This is a genomic window from Bradyrhizobium sp. BTAi1, assembly GCF_000015165.1.
GTDB classification, from domain to species: domain Bacteria; phylum Pseudomonadota; class Alphaproteobacteria; order Rhizobiales; family Xanthobacteraceae; genus Bradyrhizobium; species Bradyrhizobium denitrificans.
Window position 1 is genome coordinate 3,518,663 of record NC_009485.1, and the last position, 22,724, is coordinate 3,541,386.

24 protein-coding genes are annotated in these 22,724 nt (G+C 63.8%); 21 read left to right on the forward strand and 3 right to left on the reverse strand.

Annotated elements, in window-relative coordinates:
• The first annotated feature begins 27 nt into the window (after positions 1-27).
• The 12 genes from BBTA_RS15735 (at position 28) to BBTA_RS15785 (ending at position 12,149) form a co-directional block, all read left to right on the forward strand.
• Positions 28-2,469, forward strand: a complete 2,442-nt coding sequence (locus BBTA_RS15735) for a TonB-dependent siderophore receptor (protein WP_012043475.1) — start codon at positions 28-30, stop codon at positions 2,467-2,469.
• 316 nt (positions 2,470-2,785) lie between these two features.
• Complete coding sequence (gene trbB / locus BBTA_RS15740; protein WP_012043476.1) at positions 2,786-3,766, forward strand: P-type conjugative transfer ATPase TrbB; 981 nt, start codon at positions 2,786-2,788, stop codon at positions 3,764-3,766.
• Positions 3,763-4,092, forward strand: coding sequence for a TrbC/VirB2 family protein (locus tag BBTA_RS15745; protein WP_012043477.1), 330 nt, complete (start codon positions 3,763-3,765; stop codon positions 4,090-4,092). Before trbB ends, BBTA_RS15745 begins: the two co-directional genes overlap by 4 nt.
• On the forward strand, positions 4,092-4,373 hold the full coding sequence (locus tag BBTA_RS15750) for a VirB3 family type IV secretion system protein (protein ID WP_012043478.1): 282 nt from the start codon (positions 4,092-4,094) through the stop codon (positions 4,371-4,373). Before BBTA_RS15745 ends, BBTA_RS15750 begins: the two co-directional genes overlap by 1 nt.
• Before the next feature lie 10 nt (positions 4,374-4,383).
• The gene (gene trbE / locus BBTA_RS15755) at positions 4,384-6,828 is read left to right on the forward strand and encodes a conjugal transfer protein TrbE (RefSeq protein WP_012043479.1); all 2,445 of its coding nucleotides are present in this window, start codon (positions 4,384-4,386) and stop codon (positions 6,826-6,828) included.
• Complete coding sequence (gene trbJ, locus BBTA_RS15760) at positions 6,825-7,562, forward strand: P-type conjugative transfer protein TrbJ (RefSeq protein ID WP_012043480.1); 738 nt, start codon at positions 6,825-6,827, stop codon at positions 7,560-7,562. The genes trbE and trbJ overlap by 4 nt, the downstream gene beginning before the upstream one ends.
• Entirely contained in the window at positions 7,562-7,876 is a 315-nt protein-coding gene (gene trbK-alt, locus BBTA_RS41800) for a putative entry exclusion protein TrbK-alt (RefSeq protein WP_083780660.1), read from the forward strand. Before trbJ ends, trbK-alt begins: the two co-directional genes overlap by 1 nt.
• Positions 7,873-9,096 (forward strand): P-type conjugative transfer protein TrbL, encoded by a 1,224-nt coding sequence (gene trbL / locus BBTA_RS15765; protein ID WP_012043482.1) that lies wholly within the window; start codon positions 7,873-7,875, stop codon positions 9,094-9,096. The genes trbK-alt and trbL overlap by 4 nt, the downstream gene beginning before the upstream one ends.
• Positions 9,097-9,098: 2 nt before the next feature.
• Entirely contained in the window at positions 9,099-9,782 is a 684-nt protein-coding gene (trbF, locus tag BBTA_RS15770) for a conjugal transfer protein TrbF (protein ID WP_012043483.1), read from the forward strand.
• Positions 9,779-10,726, forward strand: coding sequence for a P-type conjugative transfer protein TrbG (gene trbG, locus BBTA_RS15775; RefSeq protein ID WP_012043484.1), 948 nt, complete (start codon positions 9,779-9,781; stop codon positions 10,724-10,726). The genes trbF and trbG overlap by 4 nt, the downstream gene beginning before the upstream one ends.
• Entirely contained in the window at positions 10,723-11,925 is a 1,203-nt protein-coding gene (locus BBTA_RS15780) for a TrbI/VirB10 family protein (RefSeq protein ID WP_012043485.1), read from the forward strand. Before trbG ends, BBTA_RS15780 begins: the two co-directional genes overlap by 4 nt.
• A gap of 5 nt (positions 11,926-11,930) precedes the next feature.
• Positions 11,931-12,149: a DUF2274 domain-containing protein gene (locus BBTA_RS15785; RefSeq protein WP_041751458.1), complete on the forward strand. Its 219-nt coding sequence runs from the start codon at positions 11,931-11,933 to the stop codon at positions 12,147-12,149.
• A 56-nt stretch (positions 12,150-12,205) separates the two neighbouring features.
• Here the strand turns inward: BBTA_RS15785 and nrtS are convergent, their stop codons facing one another.
• Complete coding sequence (gene nrtS / locus BBTA_RS41630) at positions 12,206-12,436, reverse strand: nitrate/nitrite transporter NrtS (RefSeq protein WP_012043487.1); 231 nt, start codon at positions 12,434-12,436, stop codon at positions 12,206-12,208.
• A gap of 120 nt (positions 12,437-12,556) precedes the next feature.
• On the reverse strand, positions 12,557-13,348 hold the full coding sequence (locus BBTA_RS38485; RefSeq protein ID WP_083780661.1) for a TlpA disulfide reductase family protein: 792 nt from the start codon (positions 13,346-13,348) through the stop codon (positions 12,557-12,559).
• Between BBTA_RS38485 and BBTA_RS38905 the strand changes: the two genes are divergently transcribed.
• A complete protein-coding gene (locus BBTA_RS38905; protein ID WP_256374718.1) occupies positions 13,347-13,598 on the forward strand; it encodes a DUF427 domain-containing protein in 252 nt (83 codons plus the stop codon). The genes BBTA_RS38485 and BBTA_RS38905 overlap by 2 nt on opposite strands.
• A gap of 81 nt (positions 13,599-13,679) precedes the next feature.
• Here the strand turns inward: BBTA_RS38905 and BBTA_RS15800 are convergent, their stop codons facing one another.
• Positions 13,680-15,467, reverse strand: coding sequence for a radical SAM protein (locus BBTA_RS15800; protein WP_012043490.1), 1,788 nt, complete (start codon positions 15,465-15,467; stop codon positions 13,680-13,682).
• Positions 15,468-15,678: 211 nt separating this feature from the next.
• Between BBTA_RS15800 and BBTA_RS15805 the strand changes: the two genes are divergently transcribed.
• The 8 genes from BBTA_RS15805 to BBTA_RS15840 are packed head-to-tail and all read left to right on the forward strand — an operon-like array spanning position 15,679 to position 22,703.
• Entirely contained in the window at positions 15,679-16,563 is an 885-nt protein-coding gene (locus BBTA_RS15805; protein ID WP_012043491.1) for a phosphate/phosphite/phosphonate ABC transporter substrate-binding protein, read from the forward strand.
• 1 nt (position 16,564) lies between these two features.
• On the forward strand, positions 16,565-17,386 hold the full coding sequence (gene phnE, locus BBTA_RS15810) for a phosphonate ABC transporter, permease protein PhnE (RefSeq protein WP_012043492.1): 822 nt from the start codon (positions 16,565-16,567) through the stop codon (positions 17,384-17,386).
• Positions 17,383-18,081 carry a phosphonate ABC transporter ATP-binding protein gene (locus BBTA_RS15815; protein ID WP_012043493.1) on the forward strand — a complete coding sequence of 233 codons (699 nt, stop codon included), beginning with the start codon at positions 17,383-17,385 and terminating at the stop codon, positions 18,079-18,081. Before phnE ends, BBTA_RS15815 begins: the two co-directional genes overlap by 4 nt.
• A complete protein-coding gene (locus tag BBTA_RS15820) occupies positions 18,078-18,755 on the forward strand; it encodes a TIGR04283 family arsenosugar biosynthesis glycosyltransferase (protein ID WP_012043494.1) in 678 nt (225 codons plus the stop codon). Before BBTA_RS15815 ends, BBTA_RS15820 begins: the two co-directional genes overlap by 4 nt.
• Entirely contained in the window at positions 18,748-19,371 is a 624-nt protein-coding gene (locus BBTA_RS15825; protein ID WP_012043495.1) for a TIGR04282 family arsenosugar biosynthesis glycosyltransferase, read from the forward strand. Before BBTA_RS15820 ends, BBTA_RS15825 begins: the two co-directional genes overlap by 8 nt.
• Positions 19,317-20,075, forward strand: a complete 759-nt coding sequence (locus tag BBTA_RS15830; protein ID WP_012043496.1) for a TVP38/TMEM64 family protein — start codon at positions 19,317-19,319, stop codon at positions 20,073-20,075. Before BBTA_RS15825 ends, BBTA_RS15830 begins: the two co-directional genes overlap by 55 nt.
• 1 nt (position 20,076) lies before the next feature.
• Positions 20,077-21,510, forward strand: a complete 1,434-nt coding sequence (locus tag BBTA_RS15835) for an NAD(P)/FAD-dependent oxidoreductase (RefSeq protein ID WP_012043497.1) — start codon at positions 20,077-20,079, stop codon at positions 21,508-21,510.
• Positions 21,495-22,703 carry an FAD-dependent oxidoreductase gene (locus BBTA_RS15840; protein ID WP_012043498.1) on the forward strand — a complete coding sequence of 403 codons (1,209 nt, stop codon included), beginning with the start codon at positions 21,495-21,497 and terminating at the stop codon, positions 22,701-22,703. The genes BBTA_RS15835 and BBTA_RS15840 overlap by 16 nt, the downstream gene beginning before the upstream one ends.
• Positions 22,704-22,724: the final 21 nt, after the last annotated feature.

Here is a 22,724-nt window from a genome sequence, read left to right on the forward strand (position 1 = left end):
CCGTGAGTGTCGCGGTGAACGAGCGCAATGGGGCAGTCGTTCACCGGCCGGCTGCTGGGGGTGGTTGTGCGTGATCTTCGTTGCTCGGTTTCTGCGTTGAGCTTGTCGGTCGCGCTCGGCTCATGCTTGCTTCTGACGGTTGATGCCGCTGCACAAACATCTTCCCCGCCGGCCTCAGCAACAAGGACGCCATCCGAGCTCCCACAGGTCGATGTGACGGCGCCAAAGCCGCGGAGCTCTGCCGCCGCTCGCTCGTCCGAGACCCAGAAGCGGCAATCCACCCGTTCGAATACGCGCCGGCCCGTTGCCGCTCCTGCGGCTGCAGTCGCAGATCGTCAAGGACAGGGAGATCAGCGCGGAGTTGCAACGCCGCTGAACTCCAGCGGCGTCGCCGCGAGCGCCAGCCGGCTCGGGCTGACGCCGCGCGAAACGCCTGCAAGCGTCGAGGTCGTCGGCGCCGACACCATTCGCGAGCAGGGCTATCATACGACGGTCGACACCGTGAAAGGTGCCACGGGCGTGACTGCGGGAGATGCGCCGAACGATGTCGCCTACGCCATGCGCGGCTTCCAGGGCAATCAGATCAACGTCACCTATAACGGCATCAATATCGGTCCGACGGGATTCACGGCGTTGACGATGGAGACCTTCAACCTCGACCGGGTTGAATTCCTCAAAGGGCCGTCATCGCTGGTCTCGGGCCAGGGCGCCGTCGGCGGGGCCATCAACTTCGTGACCAAGGCGCCGCACACCGGGCCGATCACGCAGGAGGCGTTCTTCGGCTTTGACAACCGAGGCAGCATTCGGAGCGGCTATGGCTCCGGCGGCAGCACCAAGATCGACGGCCTCGACTATCGCTTCGACATCAGCAAGTCCAGGGAGGTCGGCTTCATCGACGATACCGACACCAAGAATCTGCACGTGTCCGGACAGCTGAATTATCGTCTCACCGACACATTCAAGGTGTTTGCGGCCACTGAATTCAAGGATTATCAGGCAAAGCTCTATGAGGGCACACCGCTTGTGACGTCTGCCTACAGCGGCGCGTTCGCCACGTCGGGGATCGTATCTGGCAACAAGATTTCAGACTACAACCTCAGCGCGCTCAACAATGTCACGATCGACAGCCGGACATTGTCGACCAATTACAACGTTTTGGATGGTCACAAGACCATCAAGGAATCCTGGGTCCGCGGCGGCTTCGAATGGGCCGCGACGAACGACGTCACGGTGAGGAGCCAGTTCTACAACTACAATGCCAGCCGCGACTGGTACAACAACGAGGTGATCGCGTTCAACGCCAACACGAACCAGGTCGATCGCGAACGCTTCTATGTCCATCACAACCAGAACATGGTCGGCAACAATACCGACGTGACCTGGAATTCGAATATCCTCGGCATGGACAATCGGATGGTGACGGGCTTTGAGGTCTATCACCTGGATTTCGCCAGGCCTGGGGCGGCGTCGATCGCTCCTCCCGATCAGGTCTCGCTCGTCGATCCCGTACGTGGCTACTACGGCACGCTGCAAACGCAGCGGCAGACAGCGATCATCGACAGCTTCGCGATCAACCTGGAAGACCGGCTGAAGATCACCAATAATTTCGCGCTGATCGGCGGACTGCGCTACAATCCGTTCACGTTGGATCGCACGTCGGTTGACAAGTTCGGTGCAACGAAGAGCGGCTTTCCGTATTCGGCGACCTGGGATCCGGTGACGGGACGGATCGGCTACACCTGGGAGGCCGTTCCTGGTCTGACATTCTATAGCCAATATGCGACGGCGAGCGATTTGTCGGTCGGCAGCCTGTTCCTGTTGAGCCCGACACAGAAGCTGACCCTGACTTCCGCGCGCAGCTACGAGACGGGCGTCAAGAACCTGCTGTGGGACGGACGCGCCGAATGGACGCTGTCGCTGTTCGACATCGAACGGAGCAACGTCTACTCGGCGCAGGCGGGGCAGCGCCTCAATCTTGCAGGTAAGGTCAAATCGCAGGGCGTTGAACTGTCGGGGGCGGTGCGCCCGACCCCGGAGACCAAGGTCTGGGCGAATGTCGCCTATGTCAACGCCCGTTATGCCGACTATGACTTCACAGGTGGCACCTACTCGGGCAACACACCGCCGAACATTCCGTCGCTGGTGGTCAATGGCGGGGCGTCCTATCGCTTCCTCAATCCAGGCTGGCTGCCGGTCGAACTCGGTTTCTCGGTCCGCCATGTCGGCGACCGCTTCACGACGGATGCCAACGTGGTCATGATGCGGGCCTATACGACCGCCGATGTGTTTGCTTTCGTAGACATCCCGAAATCACGGCTCTTGCCGACAGTCGACAACACGCGCGTGACGTTTCGCGTCCGCAACGTGACCGACAAGAAGTACGCGGTCTGGAGCGATCCGAATTACCCCGATCAGATTTTCCTCGGAGCGCCTCGTACTTACGAGATCGAGACCTCGTTCAAATTCTAAGCTGCGCCGGATCGAGGCGGGAGCCATCGTCGTACGGTCGGGGGCGGTCGAGCTTGCCGCTCTCTACACGCGATTTGAAGCTCGGGATGGCGACTGTATCTGAATTCCCCCAAGCATTCGATTGGCAATCGCTTGGGAATTTGCGCGCGCTCGATATGTGCGTCGAAATCTCTCTATTCGTCTCCGCCATTCGTTTCTCTTTCTACGCCAATACGCGACTGCTTCAATGAGCGCATTGCGCCGTACGAAGTGCTGCCGCTTCTAATCGTCCCCATGAGCGACGCGCGAAGCGCCGTCGCCGGTCACGGGGGTGATCATGGCGGTTCATTCATGGCGGACCGAGGCGAGCTCGCGCGGCGCGCGGATGTTGCGCACGGCGCTGGGGCCTGCCATCGCGGGCTGGCTCGATGATCCCGCTGTCATCGAGGTGATGCTCAACCCGGATGGCCGGCTCTGGGTCGATCGTCTCGCTTCGGGTCTGACTGCAACGGGTGAGACGCTCTCGCCCGCCGATGGCGAGCGCATCGTGCGTCTGGTCGCGCATCATGTCGGCGGCGAGGTTCATGCCGGTGCGCCGCGCGTCTCGGCCGAGCTGCCGGAGACCGGTGAGCGCTTCGAAGGTCTGCTGCCGCCCGTCGTGATCGCGCCGGCCTTTGCCATCCGCAAGCCCGCGGTCGCCGTGTTCACGCTCGCGGATTACGTCGCGTCCGGGATCGTTACGCGAGAGCAGGCCGACCTGTTGCGAATAGCTATGGCCGCGCGCAGCAACATCCTCGTCGCAGGGGGCACCTCGACCGGCAAGACCACGCTGACGAATGCGCTGTTGGCGGAAGTTGCAAGAACGGCCGATCGGGTGGTGCTGATCGAGGATACGCGCGAGCTGCAATGCGCAGCGCCCAATCTGGTGTCGCTTCGGACCAGGGACGGTGTTGCCACCCTGACGGACCTCGTGCGGTCCGCGTTGCGGTTGCGACCCGATAGGATCCCGATCGGCGAAGTTCGCGGGCCCGAGGCTCTGGATCTGCTGAAGGCTTGGGGCACCGGTCATCCCGGCGGCATCGGCACCATCCATGCGGGCTCCGCGATCGGCGCGCTCAGGCGCCTGGAGCAATTGATCCAGGAAGCCGTGGTCACCGTGCCGCGTGCTCTGATCGCCGAGACCATCCAGCTGATCGCCGTGCTCGCCGGCCGCGGCGCAGACCGGCGCCTCGTCGAGCTCGCCCACGTCGATGGGCTGAATGCCCGCGGCGACTATCAGCTTAGCCAGCTCTCGCTCTCGCAAGGAGAACAGCCATGAAGCAACGCTCAGGTCTTTCCGCTTTTGGGGCGGTCGCGTCTTCGGCTGTGACTTTGGCGAGCTTTGCGATGAGCCCGGCCCGCGCCGCGGGCTCCAACATGCCGTGGGAGCAGCCGCTCAATCAGATCCTGCTGTCGGTCCAGGGACCTGTGGCGAAAATCCTGGCAGTCATCATCATCATCAGCACTGGCCTGACGCTCGCCTTCGGCGACACGTCGGGAGGATTCCGCCGCCTGATCCAGATCGTCTTCGGGCTCTCGATCGCCTTTGCGGCCTCGAGCTTCTTCCTGGCGTTCTTCTCGTTCGGTGGCGGGGCAGTGATCTGATGGATGCGTTTGGCCAAGCCGATCAGTCGCTTCCCGGCTTCGCGATCACTGTCCGCCGCTCTCTGACCGAGCCCATCCTGCTCGGCGGTGCGCCACGCGCCATCGCGATCCTCAACGGTACGCTCGCCGCGGCGCTTGGCTTGGGGCTGCGGCTCTGGATTGCGGGGCTTCTGTTCTGGGTGATCGGCCATGGCGCGGCAGTGTGGGCCGCCAAACGCGATCCGGACTTCGTCGAGGTCGTGCGCCGGCACCTGCGCATTCCCGGTCATCTCAATGTGTGAGGAGCAAGCCATGATGAACTTGCGCGAATATCGCAACAGCAATGCGCGCCTGTCCGATTATCTGCCATGGGCCGCTCTGGTCGATCATGGAATCGTCCTCAACAAGGATGGCTCGCTGCAGCGGAGCGCGCGCTTTCGCGGGCCGGATCTTGACTCGGCGGTACCGGCCGAGCTCGTGGCTGTGGCCGGTCGGCTCAATAATGCCCTGCGGAGGCTTGGCTCTGGATGGGCCATCTTCGTCGAGGCGTTCAGGTATCCGTCGCAGCTCTATCCCGCGAGCCAATTCCCTGATCCGGCCTCGGCGCTGGTAGAGGCCGAGCGCCGGGCGCAGTTCCAGGCGCAGGGCGCGCATTTCGAGTCGAACTATTTCCTGACCTTCGTCTATCTGCCGCCGTCAGAAGATGCCTCACGCGCCGAGCGCTGGCTGTATGAGGGACGCGCGCAAGGCGAGGGCGGTGATGCCCAGGAAATCCTGCGTGGTTTCGCCGACCGCACGGATCGCATCCTGCAGCTGCTCGACGGCTTCATGCCGGAGTGTCGCTGGCTCGACGACGAGGAGACGCTGACCTATCTGCACGCGACCATCTCGACCAAGCTGCAGCGTGTCCGCGTCCCCGAAATCCCTGTTCATCTCGATGCGCTGCTGGCCGATCGACCGCTGACAGGAGGCCTCGAGCCGCGGCTGGGCGACGCTCACCTGCGGGTACTGACGATCGTCGGTTTCCCGACCGCCACCACGCCAGGAATCCTCGACGAGCTCAATGCGCTGGCGTTTCCCTATCGCTGGTCGACCCGGGCGATCATGCTCGACAAGAGCGACGCGACCAGGCTGCTGACCAGGATCCGGCGGCAGTGGTTCGCCAAGCGCAAGTCGATTGCCGCGCTCCTCAAGGAAGTCGTGACCAACGAGGCCGCCGCGCTGGTCGACACCGATGCCCACAATAAGGCGCTCGACGCCGATGCGGCGCTGCAGGATCTCGGCTCCGATCTGATCGGGGAGGCCTTGGTCACCGCGACCATCACGGTCTGGGATGAGGATCCGCGCATTGCCGATGAGCGATTGCGGCTCGCCGAGAAGGTGATCCAGGGCCGCGACTTTACCTGCATGGTCGAGACGGTCAATGCGGTCGAGGCTTGGCTTGGGTCGCTGCCTGGCCACGTCTACGCCAATGTGCGCCAGCCGCCGGTCTCGACCCTGAACATTGCGCATATGATCCCGCTATCGGCGGTCTGGGCCGGCCCGCAGCGCGATCAGCATCTCGGTGCGCCGCCGCTGTTCGTGGCGCGCACCGAGGGCGCGACGCCGTTCCGGTTCTCGCTGCACGTCGGCGACGTCGGGCACACGCTCGTGGTGGGTCCGACCGGGGCCGGCAAGTCGGTGCTGCTGGCGTTGATGGCGATGCAGTTCCGCCGCTATCCCGGCTCCCAGGTGTTCGCCTTCGATTTCGGCGGCTCGATCCGCGCGGCCGCGCTCGCCATGGGCGGCGACTGGCATGATCTCGGCGGGGCCTTGTCGGACGAGGCATCGGAAGCGGTCGCGCTGCAGCCGCTTGCGGCGATTGAGGATGCGACGGAGCGCGGCTGGGCGGCCGACTGGATCGCGGCCATCCTTGCGCGCGAGCAGATCAGCATCACGCCCGAGGTGCGGGACCATCTGTGGTCGGCGCTGACATCGCTGGCGTCGGCGCCGGTGTCTGAGCGGACACTGACGGGCCTCTCCATCCTGCTGCAGTCCAATGTGCTGAAGCGGGCGTTGCAGCCATTTTGTCTCGGTGGCGGCCCTTACGGCCGGCTGCTCGATGCCGACGCCGAGCGGCTCGGTGGTGCGTCCGTTCAGGCGTTCGAGACCGAAGGTCTAATCGGCACGGCGGCAGCGCCTGCCGTGCTCGCCTATCTCTTTCACCGCATCGAAGGCCAGCTCGACGGCCGCCCGACGCTTCTGATCGTCGACGAAGGATGGCTCGCGCTCGACGACGACGGCTTTGCCGGCCAGCTCCGGGAGTGGCTGAAGACGCTGCGCAAGAAGAACGCGTCTGTCGTCTTCGCCACGCAGTCGCTGTCCGACATCGATGGATCAAAGATTGCCCCCGCCATCATCGAGAGCTGCCCCACCCGGTTGTTGCTGCCGAACGAGCGCGCGCTCGAGCCGCAGATCACAGCCATCTATCGACGGTTCGGCCTGAACGACCGCCAGATCGAGATCCTGGCCCGGGCCACACCGAAGCGGGACTATTACTGCCAGTCGCGCCGCGGCAACCGTCTCTTTGAGCTCGGTCTCGGCGAGGTCGCGCTGGCGCTGATTGCGGCGTCCTCAAAGACCGACCAGGCCGACATGACGCGCGTGCTTGCCGAACACGGACAGGATGGCTTCCTAGCCGGCTGGCTCACCCATCGCGGCGTGTCCTGGGCGATCGACCTCATTCCCCATCTGAATGGCCGGGAAGTCCTCGCATGACGGATCCTCGTGGTCTCGCCCGTGGCGCTGCGGCAGCCGTCGTCATCTGGGCGGCGTCGACCTGCATGTCGTCGGCGCAGCTGGTCGTGTTCGATCCGAACAATTACGCCCAGAACGTCCTGACCGCCGTGCGCGAGCTGCAGCAGATCAACAATCAAATCATCTCGCTGCAGAACCAGGCGCAGATGCTGATCAACCAGGCGAAGAATCTTGCGAGTCTGCCGTATTCGTCGCTGGCGCAGTTGCAGCAGTCGATCCAGCGCACTCAGCAGCTGCTCAAGGAGGCCCAGCGCCTCGCCTATGATGTGCAGCAGATCGACAAGGCGTTCGCGACCACCTATGCGCCGGCGAGCAGCAGCCAATCGAGTCAGGCGCTGGTGGAGAGTGCGCAGGCGCGCTGGCAGACTTCGGTGGCGGCGCTGCAGGATGCGCTCAAGGTCCAAGCGGGCGTCGTCGGCAATCTCAACACGGTCAAGACCCAGTCCTCCGCGCTCATTGCGGCGAGCCAAGGCGCGAGCGGGGCTTTGCAGGTCACCCAGGCCGGCAACCAGATCCTTGCGCTGCAGGCTCAGCAATTGGCCGATCTCACCGCGAGCGTGGCCGCGCAGGGCCGGGCCGCGATGCTGGATGCTGCCCAGCGCGCCGCCGCTCAGGATCAGGGTCGCGAGCAGCTCAAGCGCTTCCTGACGCCAGGTCAAGGCTACCAGCCCTCCAACGTACGGATGTTCCATTGATGCAGAGAACTCCTGTCAAACGGCCAAGGCTGGTCGCCGTGGCAGTTGCCACGCTCGCTGTTCTCTCTGCCTGCACGATCCCGCTGCGCGGTGAGCAGGATGCGGAGACGCGGCAGCCGGCGCCAAAGTCCACTGCGCTCGAGATGAAGCTCACGCGCTGCCGCGCCGTTCGACCAGAGCAGGCTGACGCGTTCGCCGATTGCCGCCGGACGTGGTCTGAGGGCCGCCGTCGCTTCTTCGGCCGTGTCTTGTCGGCCACGCCAAGCACTGGCTCGCCTTCGCCGGCGCTCGAACCTGTGGACCGACCGCGATGACCGGGACCGGAATCATCGATCAGTTCCTGGAGACGTTCACCCGCACGATCGACTCCGGCTTCGGTCTCGTCAGCGGCGATGTCGGTATGCTGGCGACGACGCTGGCTGCGATCGATCTCACCCTCGCTGCCTTGTTCTGGGTCTGGGGCCGCGAGGACGATGTCATCGCACGCCTCGTGAAGAAAACGTTGTTCGTCGGCGTTTTCGCCTATTTGATCGGCAACTGGAACAGCCTCGCCCGGATCGTCTTCGAGAGCTTTGCTGGCCTCGGTCTGAAGGCGTCGGGCTCCGCGCTCTCGGTTGCCGACTTCCTGCGTCCGGGCAAGATCGCGCAGGTCGGCCTCGATGCCGGGCGACCGATGCTGCAGGCCACCGCCAATCTGATGGGGTATGTCAGCTTCTTCGAGAATTTCGTCCAGATCGCGGTTTTGCTGTTTGCCTGGATCGTGGTGCTGCTCGCCTTCTTCATCCTGGCAATCCAGCTCTTCGTCACCCTGATCGAGTTCAAATTGACGACGCTTGCTGGCTTCGTGCTGATCCCGTTCGGTCTGTTCGGCAAGACGGCCTTTGCCGCGGAGCGCGTGCTCGGCAACGTGATCTCCTCCGGCATCAAGGTCCTGGTGCTCGCCGTGATCGTCGGCATCGGCTCGACCCAGTTCTCGCAGTTGATCTCGGCCGGCAACGGTGATCCGCCGACCATCGAAAGCGCGATGACGCTCGTCCTCGGCGCACTGTCGTTGCTCGGCCTCGGCATTTTCGGTCCCGGTATCGCCAACGGCCTCGTCTCCGGCGGACCGCAGCTCGGAGCCTCATCCGCGGCAGGCGCGGCGCTCGCGGCAGGCGGTCTCGCTGTTGCCGGCGCTGGGCTCATTGCGGGCGGTGCCGGTCTTACCAGTGCGGCGGCGACCGGTAGCGGTCGAGGCGCGTCGGCGCTGGGCGGCGCAGTGGTCCGGGCGCTACGCAGTGGCCGAGAGCCATCCCCGTCGGAGGCTTCCGTCGCCAGCCCATTGCGACAGGCCGCTGCGGCCAACGCGGGCGGCCCTTCGTCCGCAGCTTCGGCGGATGGCGGAGGTTCCCCATCGGGCTCGCCGCGATGGGCCGAACAGCTGAAGGCAGGCCGGGCCGTCAGTCAGGGCACCTCAGCGGCGACACAGGCTGTGCGCAGCGCTGGACAGGGCGGGCAGGGCAGCTCCGTCGATCTCTCGGAGGACAAACCATGACGATGTTCAAACGTCCCGCTGTCCATTACGGCCGCACGCTGCAACCGGTCACGCCGTATCAGAAAGCTGCGCAGGTCTGGGATGAGCGCATCGGCTCGGCGCGTGTGCAAGCCAGGAATTGGCGGCTGATGGCGTTCGGGTGCCTGACGCTGGCTAGCGGCCTGGCCGCAGCCCTCGTCTGGCAATCGGCACGAGGCAGTGTGACGCCCTGGGTGGTGGAGGTCGGCCATCTCGGAGACGTACAGCGGGTGGCCCCCGCGATTGCCGAGTATCAACCGACCGATCCGCAGATCGCCTTTCATCTCGCGCGCTTCATCGAGGACGTGAGAAGCCTCCCCGCCGATCCCATCGTCCTGCGCCAGAGCTGGCTGCGCGCCTATGACTTCACGAGCGATCGCGGGGCAGCAGCGCTCAATGACTACGCCCGGACGAACGATCCGTTCGCGAGGCTCGGCAAAGCCCAGGTCTCGGTGGAGGTCTCCAGCGTCATCCGGGCCTCGTCCGAGAGCTTTCGCGTGGCATGGATCGAGCGGCACTACGACAATGGCGCGCTGAGTGCGACGGAGCGCTGGACCGCCATTCTCACCATCGTGCTCGCGATGCCTGACGATGCCGACCGGCTGCGCAAGAACCCTCTTGGGGTTTATGTCCACGCCATCAGCTGGTCGAAGGAGCTGTCGCAATGAACGGCCGCATCCTCACCGCGACGGCGCTTTCGTTTCTGCTGAGCGGCTGCGCCACGTCGAAGCCGCCGGAGATCCGTTATGACGCCGAGGTGCCACCGTTACCGGCAGCGCCTGTCACGGTTGATGACAGGCCGCGGGCGCTCCATGTGCCGCCGCCATGGAAGGTGACCTTCGGTGGTAAGGCTGGCACGAAGGAGGAGGGCGATCCTGTCGATCGGATCGAAATGGCCAACGATGCGGCACGCGTCGAACCGCGCAAGCAGGGTTATTACAACGCGGCGCAGATCTATGCTTATAGTCCAGGAGCGATCTATCAGGTCTACGCAGCACCGGGGCAAATTACCGATATCGCGCTCGAGCCAGGTGAACAGCTCACGGGATCAGGCCCGGTCGCGGCCGGCGACACCGTGCGGTGGGTGGTCGGCGATACCGAGAGCGGCGCGGGCGATACGCGTCGCGTCCACATCCTGGTCAAGCCGACGCGCGCAGGCATCGAGACCAATCTCGTCGTCAACACCGACCGCCGCACCTATCTGATTGAGCTGCGCGCCCGCGAGAAGCCATACATGCCGGCCGTGGCCTGGTACTATCCGGAAGCGAATGCTGCGGGCAGGGCAATCGTAGCCCTGACGCCCGTCCTGCCAGATCCCGCGCAGCGCCGCTTCCGCTATCGCATCGAGGGCGATGATCCGCCATGGCGACCGGTGATCGTCTATGACGACGGCCGCAAGGTCTATGTTGAATTCTCTCCCGGCATCGTCCAAGGCGAGATGCCGCCATTGTTCGTGACCGGATCCGACGGCAAGCCGGAGATCGTCAACTATCGAGCTCATGGCAACGTCTTGATCGTGGATCGGCTGTTCGCGGCAGCCGAGCTGCGCCTGGGCGGCGACCCGCAGCAGACCGTGCGGATCGTTCGCACCGACGGACAGGTTCGGCCATGAGCGCGGAGGGCAAAGGCACGAGCGCACGGCCGAACGATCCGGAGCCGGCTGCCGATCCTGCGGCGTCCTTCCGCCTTGGCGGAGAGCCGCCACGGATCACTCGGTTGTCGCGCAAGATTCTGGCCAGCGGCAGCGCCGTGGCGCTCGCGCTGATCGCAGGCGCCGTTCTGTGGGCGCTGCAAAGCCCTGGCACGCGCAAGCCGGCGGCCCAATCCGAGCTCGCCAGTTCGGGGCATCGCGAGGTCGCAGATGGCGTCTCCAGCCTGCCGCGTGACTACACGCAAATTGCCACGGATGTCCCGGTGCTCGGGCCGCCGTTGCCCGGCGATCTCGGACGGCCAATCCTTGCCTCCCAGGGGCAAATGCCGGGTTCAAGTCAAGACCAGGAGCAGCAGCGCCGCGAACAGGAGCAGGAGGCCGCGCGCGTCAGCCGGCTGTTTGCGACGACCACGACGACGGCAACGCAACCCTCGCCAAATGTGGCTCAGGGCGTCGGGCTTGGAGGGGTGCCGGCGGCCACGGACGACGCCTTCGCGCAGAACGGCCAGGACCGAAAACTCGCCTTCGTGAGCGGGCCGGTGGATCGGCGCACCACGAGCCCTGATCGCCTCACGCGGCCGGCTTCGCCTTACGTCGTGCAGGCTGGCACGGTCATTCCGGGCGCCCTGATCACTGGCATTCGCTCCGACCTGCCGGGACAAATCGAGGCGCAAGTCACCGAAAATGTCTTCGATACACCTTCGGGACGATTCCTGTTGGTGCCCCAGGGAGCACGGCTGATCGGCGTCTACGACAGCCAGGTAGCGGCTGGACAATCCCGCGTGCTCTTGGTCTGGACCCGTCTGGTCATGCCCAACGGCCGCTCGATCGTGCTCGAGCGGCAGCCGGGCGCGGATGCCGGCGGCTATGCGGGGCTGTCGGACGAGGTCGACAATCATTGGAAGCAGATTGCGGGCGCAGCTCTGCTCTCGACGCTCCTCTCCATGGGCAGCGGGGTGAATGCCGGCGCCAATCCGAATACCAACAACGCCGCGATCATCCAGGCCCTTCGTCAGGGCTTCGGCAATGCCGTGAGTCAGACCGGTCAGCAGCTCGTACGTCAGCAGATGGACATCCAACCGACATTGACAGTCAGGCCAGGGTTTCCGGTACGGGTGATCGTCAATCGGGATCTCGTGCTTGAGCCGTATCAAGGATGAAGTTGATGGCAAACCTCAAGATAGCTGCGCTTCCAGACGATAAGCCCGTCAAGCTGACAATTGATTTGCCGGCTGCCGTGCAGCGCGATCTCTTGGCCTATGCGCAATTGCTTGTCCCGGAGTCCAAGAAGCCAGAGACCGAGCTGCCAAGGCTCGTCGTCGCAATGGTGATAAAGTTCATGTCAAGCGACCGAGCGTTTTTAAAGTCAAAACATCGTTCGTAGTGTCGCATATCGAACGGTCGCTCTTTATGAGGCCGACCGATGAACAGCTTCGGCTTCTAACAATCTTGTCTCGCCATTCTATATGATACGGCGGCATAAGTGCTCACGGCGTAAGGTACCACATACGTCAGGATAAATTTGCTCCAGTTCAGAGGCGTGTCGCCGATGATTGCATCGCCTTGATTCATCAAGTTGAGGATCGTCCCGACGACAAGAGCTACGTAAAAGGACCGCACCGGAATTCCGTCGGAGAGCGCATACCGCGCGACCATCTTGAGTCGTGACATAACGGATGCTCCGACATCGGGGTTTCGGCTCGCAGGTCGTCGTGCGATCCATTGGAGATGGTCATCAATATGATCATCTCAATGGAAACTCGCGCTGATGAGGGTTCGCAGGCAATTCCGTCAAGCATTTCTGAGGTATTCGAGAAGCGGCTGCGCGTCGGCAGCAAGCCAATCCGCCGCTCCGGGCATGTAACCGACGATGCGGCCTGAACGTGTGATGAGGTAGGTGATGGGCATTCCGTAGAGCAGAAAAGGTGCATTCCTGAGATTGTCGCGATCCAGGCTCGCGACATAGCCGTTGGGATCCAAATAGATCGGGAGTCCGTTTAGCTTGAGTTGCTCGGCGTAGCGGCTCACAGTGTCTCGGCCGCGGCGGTCGAGTGCAACGGTGACGACCTCCAAGTCCGTCCTCTGGTGCAATCGATCGAGGACCGGCAATTCCATACGGCACGCGGCGCACCAGCTCGCCCAGAAGTTCAGCACAATTGGCTTGCCGCGGAGAGCGGCAAGATCGAGTGTTCCCCCATGCAAGCCGAAGAGGCGGACGGAGGGCAGCTCTTGTGCCGGACTCAGAACCGTGAACTGGAACCTGCCGGATTGGAACGACGGCGGATCTCCTGGTGCGGCAGGCGCAGCATCGAGCGTAACGAGAGACGGTAAGATTGTCGTCACTGCGTTGAGAAGGACGCGGCGGCGTGACCAACCGCGGCGACAAGGGGCGGGGCATCGAGATCTGGTCATCGGCTCATCGTTTGGCTGCTCGAGCGGGTCAGCAGAGAATGCGATCGACGATAGGGCCATGACCGACGATACAGCGGCATTCGTGGCGTGTCGACGGTAGCGTTGGCGTGGTAAGGCCCGGCGGCCACGGAGACGAAGTATGGTCAAGACTATTTGGGATGGGTAGGTCATTGCGGAATCAGACCAGACCGAAATGGTCGAAGGAGATCACTACTTTCCTGCCGAGCATGTACGGCACGAATTCCTGACTCCAAGCGATCGTCGGTCGACCTGCCCGTGGAAGGGGATGGCGCAATATTACGACCTCGTCGTCGATGGCCAAACGAATTCGGGAGCAGCATGGTACTATGCCAACCCTCGGCCGGCGGCGCGGACGATCGCGGGCCGTATTGCATTTTGGAAAGATGTCAAAGTCGGTTGAAGCGCCGTCGCGTGCTGCGCGGAGCCGCGACGGCGGCAGTGCCCTTTGGGCCATGCAAATCGAGCCCTGGTCCCGCCAGAACTACTTTACGCTGCAGCTTGCGCCGCCCAGTACGCAGAACTTTGCACAGTGGGGATGATTGAGACTTACCGGGCCAGAGGCATCAGCGAGCGAGGTGCCAAGCTCGAAGCTCGGATCATAGGGCAGCAGCGTGCAGGCCACGACGGCTGGATGCGACGCCTCGCGTCGCTTTACGATCATGCGTGAGGAGGCGCACATCACCTCTGCAGGTGATTTGCCGAGGACGCCCCAACAGGACTCGGTGATCTCGGGCACGTCGACCGTTGCGTCCATCTCGGGAAAGATAACGAGCTCACCCGGCTCTTGAGGGTCAATATCGTAGGCCGCGAGCTGGCGAGCATAACCAGCACGTACGATGCCCTCGGCTTCGCCGGAATAACGTCTTCCAGCCACGTGCGTCTTGAAGCCATTTTTGAACAGCCAATCCAGGCCGTCCAGGGTTGGTTGCCAGGTATGGGGACCGCGTTCGAGCTCGTGCAGGCTGCGCGTGTAGTGATCCAGCGAGACTCTCAACGTCAAGCGCTTGCCGAACTTTTTCTTGAGATCGAGGAGAGCTCGCTCGTACCGCCTCATCGGCTTCATCGCATTGGTCAGCACCAGAGCTTCAAAGCCCCTTGCGAGCACGTCGGCGAGCATCTCCGGTAATTCCGGATTCATGAACGGCTCGCCGCCGGTGAAGCCGACCAGCCGTGTCGGCAGGCCATCGCTTTCGATCTCGTCGAGAAAAGACCGGACCTCGCTTGCCGTAATGTAGGAGAGGCGGTCGTTGCGCGGCGTCGATTCGATGTAGCAGCTGCTGCAGGACAGATTGCACAACGTTCCGGTGTTGATCCAAAGCGTCTCGAGCGCTGCGAGCCCCACGGTTGCGCGCCGTTCGCCCTTTGCCGTCAAGTGCGGATTCTTGAATTTGTCGGCGGCGATCCCGAGCGGCTGAAGAGCCTCTGGCCAAGTAGCGCAGGGGGCAGTCTTGGCCCAGCTGAGCGTTCCCGGCGAAAGGGCGCTTCCTTGAAGCCTTGCCTCACGCGCAGGCAGGACGTTGCAATTCGGCCAGAGCCCCGATGACAGGGCGTTCGTGTAGCCTTCCGGAAGGCCCGCCCGGCGCATCGCGCTAGCGGCGGCTTCGTGATCGTACTCGAGGGCGTTGTGCTCGATTGCGATCGAGCGCGGCTCGGAACCGGGCTCGATGACGCTGTACCAGACTCGGGGGGTGCCATCATTGGCTGGCATGCCGACCACCCCAGGATTGTGCCAAAGCCCGTCGCCGATGCTCTGGGTAAACGGAAGTCCGCAATGGCCACCGATGATGCCGTCGGCGCCCGCAAGGGTGACGTCCAAGGCCTTGATCCGCGTCGGCGTGGAGGCGAATACGAACCGGCTGATTTCGCCGAGACTGCCATGCACCGCGACCAACCGAAGCCCGGCAATCTCGACCGACAGGCTGCGCGGCAGCGTTGCCATCCATGCGCGGTCGTCGGCGTCGAGCTCGGACCGGGCGAAGGTAAACCAGGCAGCTGACAGGCGGTCGCACTCGCTGCCCGGGGCAAAGCCGCAGCCGCAATCCTCGGCATCGGCCGCCAATTGCTCCTCGCAGTTTCCCATGACGATTTGGATGCCGGATCGGCGGATCAGGTCGACACAGGCCTTCGGATCGCCGCCATAGGCGACGACGTCTCCCGTGCAGACGATGCGGTGAGGTGGAATATGTCTCCGCCGAGCTTCCGCCAGCACGGCTTCGGTCGCCTGCAGGTTCGAGTACGGGCCGCCAAACAGCAGGAGTGGAGCATCCATTCGTCACTATCCCTCAGTTCCCACGCTGCAATTCGATGGAGCCGCCGAAAAGGTTACAGATCGCCGGCCGCAGCCTTGAGGGACGGTGATCCGGGCCGCGGCAAGAGCCGTCACCCGGCGGTCGCCCGAAAAAATTTCATGGTTGCTGTAACCCTTTGGATCAAGCAAGCGAACCACACGCGAGAGGCAGCTCAATTCTCGTGAGGTTCTGATGACGGTCGATTCCGGCAAGCGCCAAAAAATTGCGATTTTCGGGCTGCTGTTCGCCCTGGTCATGTCGTTGCCGGCGACCGTGGGGCACGCCGCGGAGAAGCTGCGCTTTGCCGTCGGTCCTTTTCAGCCGACCCCGGGGGATACCAGGAAGGCCTATGACCCCTTCTTCAAATACCTGGCCGAGCAGCTTGGATCCGACTACGAGCTGGTCGTGACCAACGACTGGGCCGGCATCTCGACGGCCCTCGCGAACGGCCAAGCCGATATCGCATGGATGGGGCCGTGGGGGTACGTCCTCGCCAACAATGAGGGCGGCGCGCAGGCCGTCGCGACCGTCAAATACGACGGACAGCCGACCTATCACGCCATCATCGTCGCGCGGCCGCAGCTCGAGATCAAGACGTTTCCCGAAGATGCGAAGGGACTGTCGATATCCTTCGCCGACGTAGGATCCACCTCCGGCTGGCTGATCCCCTCCTACTGGTTCAAGTCGCAGCACATCGATCCAAGAACCTACTTCAAATATCGGGACGGCGCCTCGCATCCCGCCAATGAGATGGCCGTGTCCAGCGGGCAGGTCGATCTGGCGACGGACTACGACCGCAACCTCAACAGCATGATCGAGCGCGGATTGATCAAACGTGAGGACGTCAAGATCGTCTGGACGTCGGAGCCGCTTCCCAACGATCCCATGGTGGTGCGCAAGGACCTCGATCAATCCATTGTTGCCAAGCTCAAGACCGTGCTCGGATCCATATCTGAGCGGCAGGCGAAGACGATCATGCCACCGCACTATACTGGCTGGGTGCCCGCGACGGCTGCCACCTATCAGTTGATCCGGGACGCAGGCGTTGCCGTCGGCAAGCTGAAAGTGACGAACTGACGTGTCGGACCGGGTCGACGACCGTTCGGCTGCCGCAGGCGAGCTGTATTCGGGCGGCCGAACGTGGTTGCGGCCAAGATTGCGGCCAGGCCTGGTCCTGCTCTTGCTGGTCGCCGGTGGATGGTTCTGCTTCCACTTCGCGGAAGTGGATCTGCAGCGGCTGGTGCGGGGATTGCCGCGCCTGGCTTCCTGGGCGGCCCGATCCTGGCCGCCTGACTTCTCCGACCTGCAGACTCTGCTGACGCGCGCGGCTGAGACGCTGGCCATGGCGACGCTTGGGACCTCGCTCGGCGCCCTGATCGCGCTGCCGCTCTGCGTCTTTGCAGCGCGCAACACTTCGCATGATCTCACCTATCTCGCTGCCCGGACCGTTCTCAACGGCCTGCGCGGCATCGACAGCTTCGTGTTTGCGCTGCTGTTCGTCGCAGCCGTGGGCCTCGGTCCTTTCGCGGGGGTCCTGGGCATCGGCATCCATTCGGCTGGATCAATCGCCAAACTCTGGTCGGAGACGATCGAGGATGCCGCTCCGGGGCCGGTCGAGGCCGCATCTCTCACCGGTGCCTCGAAGGCGAAGATCATTGTCTTCGCGCTGCTTCCGGACGTTCTGCCGGCCATGATCTCCGGCCTGCTCTATATCTGGGAGTTCAATGTCAGGTCCTCGACCGTGCTCGGCATCGTGGGCGCCGGGGGGATCGGTCAGGAGCTGAAAAACAATATCGACCTGCTGGACTTTCCGCGGGTGTTCGCCATCATTCTGGTGATCCTGGCGATGGTGACCGCCATCGATCGTGCCGGTGCCTTGATCCGGAGACGTCTGTCGTGACGGCCGGCATTCGGGTGCATGACCTTGCCAAGTCGTACGACGCGCGGCCCGTGTTCCGGGGCCTGTCGCTCGACGTCGTTCCGGGAGAGTTCGTCGCCCTGCTGGGCCCCAGCGGCGCCGGCAAGACCACCTTGTTGCGTTGCATGACACGCTCGCTGGATGCGGATCGAGGTCAGATCTGGCTGGCAGGACATGCCATGCATGAGCTCCGCAACGCGGCGTTGGCAGCGGCGCGGCGCGATGTTGGCTTTGTCTTCCAGCAATTCAATCTCGTGCAACGCCGGTCGGCGCTCGAGAACGCTCTGGCAGGACGGCTCGCCTCCGTGCCGCTCTGGAGGATTTTGTCGGGGCACTACCCACGCGGTGACCTGCGCGCAGCAGAGCAGGCGCTTGCGCGTGTGGGTCTTCGCGATCGCGCGCAGATGCGCGCTGACCGCCTCTCGGGTGGTCAACAGCAGCGCGTCGCCATCGCCCGAGCGCTGGTTCAAGGGAGCAAGGTGCTGCTCGCCGACGAGCCGGTGGCGAGCCTCGACCCACGCGCCGCAAGGGATGTCCTCGGCATCTTGCGCTCCATCGCTCATGACGATGGACTGGCCGTGCTCTGCAGTTTGCACCAGCACGATCTCGCAGCCGAATATGCGGATCGGGTGGTCGCCATCGACGATCTGCTGCGGCCGGTTGGACGACAATCATGATCAGCGTCGTGATTCCGACGCTGAATGCCGCGAACGGGCTCGCAGCGACCCTCGCGCGGATCGCACCGTCCAGTCATCGGCTGGTGCAGGAGGTGATCGTCTCTGATGGCGGGTCGCGCGATGCGACCATTGACCTCGCGACGAGCGCCGGATGTCGCGTGGTGACGGGCCCGGCAGGACGCGGCCACCAGCTGCGGCGGGGCGCAGCACAGGCGAGGGGAGAGTGGCTGCTGTGCCTGCATGCGGACACGCGACTGGCGGAAGGCTGGGCTGCGGCGGTGCAAGCCTTCATCGACCGGACCTCGGGGCAGAAGCGGGCCGCTGCGTTCCGGTTTGAACTCGACGATCCATCCGTGTCTGCGCGCCTGCTGGAAAGGATCGTGGCCGTTCGGGTCCGAATGTTCGGGCTGCCCTACGGTGATCAGGGGCTCCTGCTGTCGCGTGCGTTCTACGACGAGATTGGCGGCTATCGTGAGCTGCCGCTGATGGAGGACGTCGACATCGTCCGCCGCATCGGCCGGTCGCGCATCGAGACGCTCGCAACCGCAGCGGTGACGAGCGCGGATCGCTATCGCCGAAACGGCTACGCACACCGGGTCCTGCGCAATGGTTGCTGTCTCGGGCTCTACATGGCCGGCGTGCCGCCCCGTATGATCGTGAGGCTGTATGGCTGATCGCTGGTCCAATCCGACGCTCTACGTGATGGTCAAGGTGCCGGTGGCCGGCGGCGTCAAGACTCGTCTTGCCGCCGGCATCGGTAGCATCGAGGCAGCCCGGTTCTATCGGAACGTGACGGCCTCGGTGTTGCGCCGCGTTGCGTCCGACGGCAGATGGACAACCGTTCTTGCGGTCAGTCCCGATTGTGCCGTGAACGAGAGCTTCTGGCCAGCAAGCCTGCCGCGCGTCGGCCAGGGGCGCGGCGACCTCGGTGCTCGCATGCAGCGGTTGCTGGATCTTGGACCCGGTCCGAACATCTTGATCGGGTCCGACATTCCAGAGATCCAGACGCACCATGTGGCGGCGGCCTTCGCGATCCTGAAGCACAAGAAGGTGGTGTTCGGACCCGCTGAAGATGGCGGGTTCTGGCTGGTCGGAAGCCGCGGACAGTTTGGGGCGCCACGTCTGTTCAGGAAGGTGCGATGGTCGACCGAGCACGCGCTCGCCGATAGCCTGACAGGTCTCGGCAGTCATGCGGGCCTCGCGCCGATGCTGGCAGATGTTGATGGCGAGCCGGATTGGCAGCGCTGGCGCCGACGGCATGGCCGCAGCCGATCCGGGATGCGTTTCTGATGCGCCGGGGGACAGCCTACCTGCTTCTTGCCGCCTTCGCTGTGCTTGCAGTCGCGCTGCACGTTGGAGGTTTCACGAATGCAGTGACGACGGAGAACCTGCTGAGCAGGCGGGAGATGCTGAAGGACGTCGCGAGCTCGCACCCGCTGCTCGCGCCACTGGTGTTCGGGCTGGTGTATATCGCCGTGGCCGCGTTCGCACTGCCGGTCGCGGCCATCCTCAGCATGCTCGGTGGCTTCCTGTTTGGCACCTGGGGCGGCGCCGCCCTCGTCCTGATATCGGCGACCGTTGGAGCCACCATCGTCTTCCTGCTGGCGCGCAGCGCCCTTGGTCGGCCCCTGCGTCGCAAGGCCGGTCCGCTCCATGCAAGGATCGCGGCGAACATGAACGACAACGCGTTCGGCTATCTTATGTTCATGCGCCTGGTTCCACTCTTTCCATTTGTCCTGGTCAATCTCGTTGCGGCGCTGTTTGACGTGAAGTTACGGCAGTTCGTCGTGGCGACATTGATCGGCATGGCTCCTGCGACCGTCGTGTACGCCAATATCGGCAGACAGATTGGCGAGATCAGCAATCCCAAGGACTTGGTTTCGCCGGGTGTGATCGCCGCCCTGACCGCATCGGGTCTTCTGGTGCTGACGCCATCGATCTACCGGCAATGGATAGCAGCCCGGTCCAAGCCTCGGCCGAACGGGGAGGGGTGAAATGGTGGGACAGACCAACTGCGACGTCTGTGTGATCGGCGCCGGTGCGGCCGGATTGTCGGTCGCCGCGGGGACGGCACGGTTTGGGCTGCGCACAGTGCTGATCGAACGCGCCAGGATGGGTGGGGAGTGTCTGAACACGGGCTGTGTGCCGTCCAAGGCGCTGCTCTCGGCTGCCAAGGCTGCGCACCAGCGTGAGACGTTCCGACCTCCAGGGAGTTTGGAGCTCACGAGCGGCCCAATTGACTTCGCTGGCGTGAAGGACGGTGTTCAGGCCGTGATCGATGCGATCGCACCGCATGATTCCGCCGAGCGCTTCGAGGCCATGGGCGTCGCCGTCATCGCGGATACGGCGCAGTTTGTGGACGCGCGCACCCTTAAGGCCGGACAGCGGCGCATCACTGCAAGATGGTTCGTGATTGCCACGGGGTCCATGGCCGTCATTCCAGCCATTCCGGGGCTCGATGCAAGCAAGGTTCTCACCAACGACTCGATTTTTCAGTTGCGCGAAAGGCCGGATCATCTCGTGATCATCGGCGCGGGTCCGATCGGCGTCGAGATGGCGATCGCGCATCGGCGGCTCGGCTGTCAGGTCACGGTCATCGATCGCGCCAGCATGCTCGTCAATGACGAGCCGGAGCTGGTTGCGATGCTGCGTGATCGGATGCAGCAGGACGGCATCACCCTGGTCGAGGGAGCCGATCTGATTGCGGTGGATCACCGCAAGGACGGCCTCGCCGTCAGCCTTGATCTCGGCGGAGCTCGGCAGACGATCACGTGCTCGCATGTATTTGTTGCTGCGGGACGCTCGCCCGTGGTCGATGGCCTCGGGCTCGAAGCTGCCGGCGTGTCATATGATCGAAAGGGCATCGCCGTCGATCGCCGGTTGAGAACCAGCCAACGCCATATCTTTGCGCTCGGCGACGTCATCGATGGACCGCGCTTCACCCACGTTGCCGGCCATCAGGCCGGCGTCGTGGTTCGCAACCTGGCGTTCCGCCTCCCGGCCAAGGTGAACTATGATGCCTTGCCATGGGTCACGTTCAGCGACCCCGAGCTTGCTCATGTCGGGTTGACCGAAGCGCGAGCAAGAAGGGAAATGGATGGTGACGTCGCGGTCCAGTTCGTGCGTCTCGAGAAGAATGACCGGGCGGTGGCAGAGCATCGGACGAACGGCGCGATCAAGGTGGTCACGGGACGCGGTGGCCGCATCCTCGGCGCCTCGATCCTGGCGCCGGCGGCCGGCGAGATGATTGGCCTGTGGTGTCTGGCGGTCCAGCGGCGGATGACGATGAAGGCGATCAGCGACCTGATGCTGCCTTATCCGACGATGGGAGAGATCGCGAAGGCAGCGGCCGGCCAGCATTTCGAGCCGATCGTGTTCGGAGCGAAGGTCCGGACATTCGTGAGGGCGCTGCGATGGCTGCCGATCTAGCGCGTCGGGGGTTGCTGGTCCGAGACGTCGTCCTGGTGGGCGCTGGTCATGCTCATGTCGACGTTTTGCGCAGCTTCGCCCGCGAGCGGCCTGCCAATGTCCAGCTCACCCTGATCACCCGCATGGATAAGACGCCCTATTCCGGGATGCTGCCGGGGCTGATCGCCGGTCACTACCAGCCAGACGACATGCAGATCGATATCGGCCCGCTTGCACGGCTGTCGGGAACACGCGTCGTCTTGACCGAGGCGGTCGGGCTCGATGCGTCTGTCGGACAGGTTCTGTGTCGCAACGGACTGAGAATTCGCTACGACGTCGTCTCGTTCGACATTGGTTCGACGCCAAATACACAGGGCGTTCCCGGCGCCGGCGCGCATGCCATTCCGGTCAAGCCGATCGATGGCTTTCTCGCGCGATTCGATGATGCATGCGGGCGCATCAGCGAACGCCGGAACGGATCCCGCATCGTTGTTGTCGGCGGGGGCGCCGCGGGAGTCGAACTGATGCTCGCGATCCATCATCGCTTCCAGACGATGTTTTCGCGAGACCGGTTCGAGACGCTGAATTTCTCGATCATCACCGGATCGGCCAAAATTCTGCCGGCCTTTCCGCGGCGATTCCGGGCTCGGCTCAGAGCCATCCTGGCGGGCCGCGGAATCGGTATCGTCGAGGGGGCTCGCGTGACCAGCGTCTCGTCGAACGGGATCGGAGTCGAGGGCTCCCCGGCGATTCCCGCGGACGAGGTTTTCTGGACGACGGAAGCCACCGCGCCGGGCTGGCTGAGAGAGACCGGATTGGCACTCGACGGGCGTGGATTCATCGAGGTGGAGGCGACGTTGAGGGCGCGCGATCAGCAGGCGGTCTTTGCCGCCGGGGATGTCGCAGCGTTCATGCCGCGCGCCTTGCCCAAGTCGGGTGTCTTTGCGGTCCGACAGGGGCCCGTGCTGGATCGCAACTTGCGTCGACTGCTGGCCGGCGAGTCCCTGATCGATTTCCGGCCGCAATCCGAAGCCCTGTATCTGCTTGCGACGGGAGCGCGTCACGCGGTCGGAACGAGAAACGGTCTCGTGTTCGAAGGCAATTGGGTTTGGCGGTTCAAGAATTGGCTGGATACGAGGTTCATGAGCAAATACAAGCTTGCGGCGGGCCCCAGCGCGTCGGCATGCGTGAACGCTCCGAGCGATGCGGGATAGATCGGGCACTGGATTGATTTG

What these genes read in the sequence shown, in the direction of transcription:
- BBTA_RS15735 (WP_012043475.1), top strand. Translation starts at nt 28, where the DNA reads ATGGGGCAGTCGTTCACCGGCCGGCTGCTGGGGGTGGTTGTGCGTGAT.
- trbB (WP_012043476.1), top strand. Translation starts at nt 2,786, where the DNA reads ATGGCGGTTCATTCATGGCGGACCGAGGCGAGCTCGCGCGGCGCGCGG.
- BBTA_RS15745 (WP_012043477.1), top strand. Translation starts at nt 3,763, where the DNA reads ATGAAGCAACGCTCAGGTCTTTCCGCTTTTGGGGCGGTCGCGTCTTCG.
- BBTA_RS15750 (WP_012043478.1), top strand. Translation starts at nt 4,092, where the DNA reads ATGGATGCGTTTGGCCAAGCCGATCAGTCGCTTCCCGGCTTCGCGATC.
- trbE (WP_012043479.1), top strand. Translation starts at nt 4,384, where the DNA reads ATGATGAACTTGCGCGAATATCGCAACAGCAATGCGCGCCTGTCCGAT.
- trbJ (WP_012043480.1), top strand. Translation starts at nt 6,825, where the DNA reads ATGACGGATCCTCGTGGTCTCGCCCGTGGCGCTGCGGCAGCCGTCGTC.
- trbK-alt (WP_083780660.1), top strand. Translation starts at nt 7,562, where the DNA reads ATGCAGAGAACTCCTGTCAAACGGCCAAGGCTGGTCGCCGTGGCAGTT.
- trbL (WP_012043482.1), top strand. Translation starts at nt 7,873, where the DNA reads ATGACCGGGACCGGAATCATCGATCAGTTCCTGGAGACGTTCACCCGC.
- trbF (WP_012043483.1), top strand. Translation starts at nt 9,099, where the DNA reads ATGTTCAAACGTCCCGCTGTCCATTACGGCCGCACGCTGCAACCGGTC.
- trbG (WP_012043484.1), top strand. Translation starts at nt 9,779, where the DNA reads ATGAACGGCCGCATCCTCACCGCGACGGCGCTTTCGTTTCTGCTGAGC.
- BBTA_RS15780 (WP_012043485.1), top strand. Translation starts at nt 10,723, where the DNA reads ATGAGCGCGGAGGGCAAAGGCACGAGCGCACGGCCGAACGATCCGGAG.
- BBTA_RS15785 (WP_041751458.1), top strand. Translation starts at nt 11,931, where the DNA reads ATGGCAAACCTCAAGATAGCTGCGCTTCCAGACGATAAGCCCGTCAAG.
- nrtS (WP_012043487.1), bottom strand. Translation starts at nt 12,436, where the DNA reads ATGTCACGACTCAAGATGGTCGCGCGGTATGCGCTCTCCGACGGAATT.
- BBTA_RS38485 (WP_083780661.1), bottom strand. Translation starts at nt 13,348, where the DNA reads ATGACCTACCCATCCCAAATAGTCTTGACCATACTTCGTCTCCGTGGC.
- BBTA_RS15800 (WP_012043490.1), bottom strand. Translation starts at nt 15,467, where the DNA reads ATGGATGCTCCACTCCTGCTGTTTGGCGGCCCGTACTCGAACCTGCAG.
- BBTA_RS15805 (WP_012043491.1), top strand. Translation starts at nt 15,679, where the DNA reads ATGACGGTCGATTCCGGCAAGCGCCAAAAAATTGCGATTTTCGGGCTG.
- BBTA_RS15820 (WP_012043494.1), top strand. Translation starts at nt 18,078, where the DNA reads ATGATCAGCGTCGTGATTCCGACGCTGAATGCCGCGAACGGGCTCGCA.
- BBTA_RS15825 (WP_012043495.1), top strand. Translation starts at nt 18,748, where the DNA reads ATGGCTGATCGCTGGTCCAATCCGACGCTCTACGTGATGGTCAAGGTG.
- BBTA_RS15835 (WP_012043497.1), top strand. Translation starts at nt 20,077, where the DNA reads ATGGTGGGACAGACCAACTGCGACGTCTGTGTGATCGGCGCCGGTGCG.
- BBTA_RS15840 (WP_012043498.1), top strand. Translation starts at nt 21,495, where the DNA reads ATGGCTGCCGATCTAGCGCGTCGGGGGTTGCTGGTCCGAGACGTCGTC.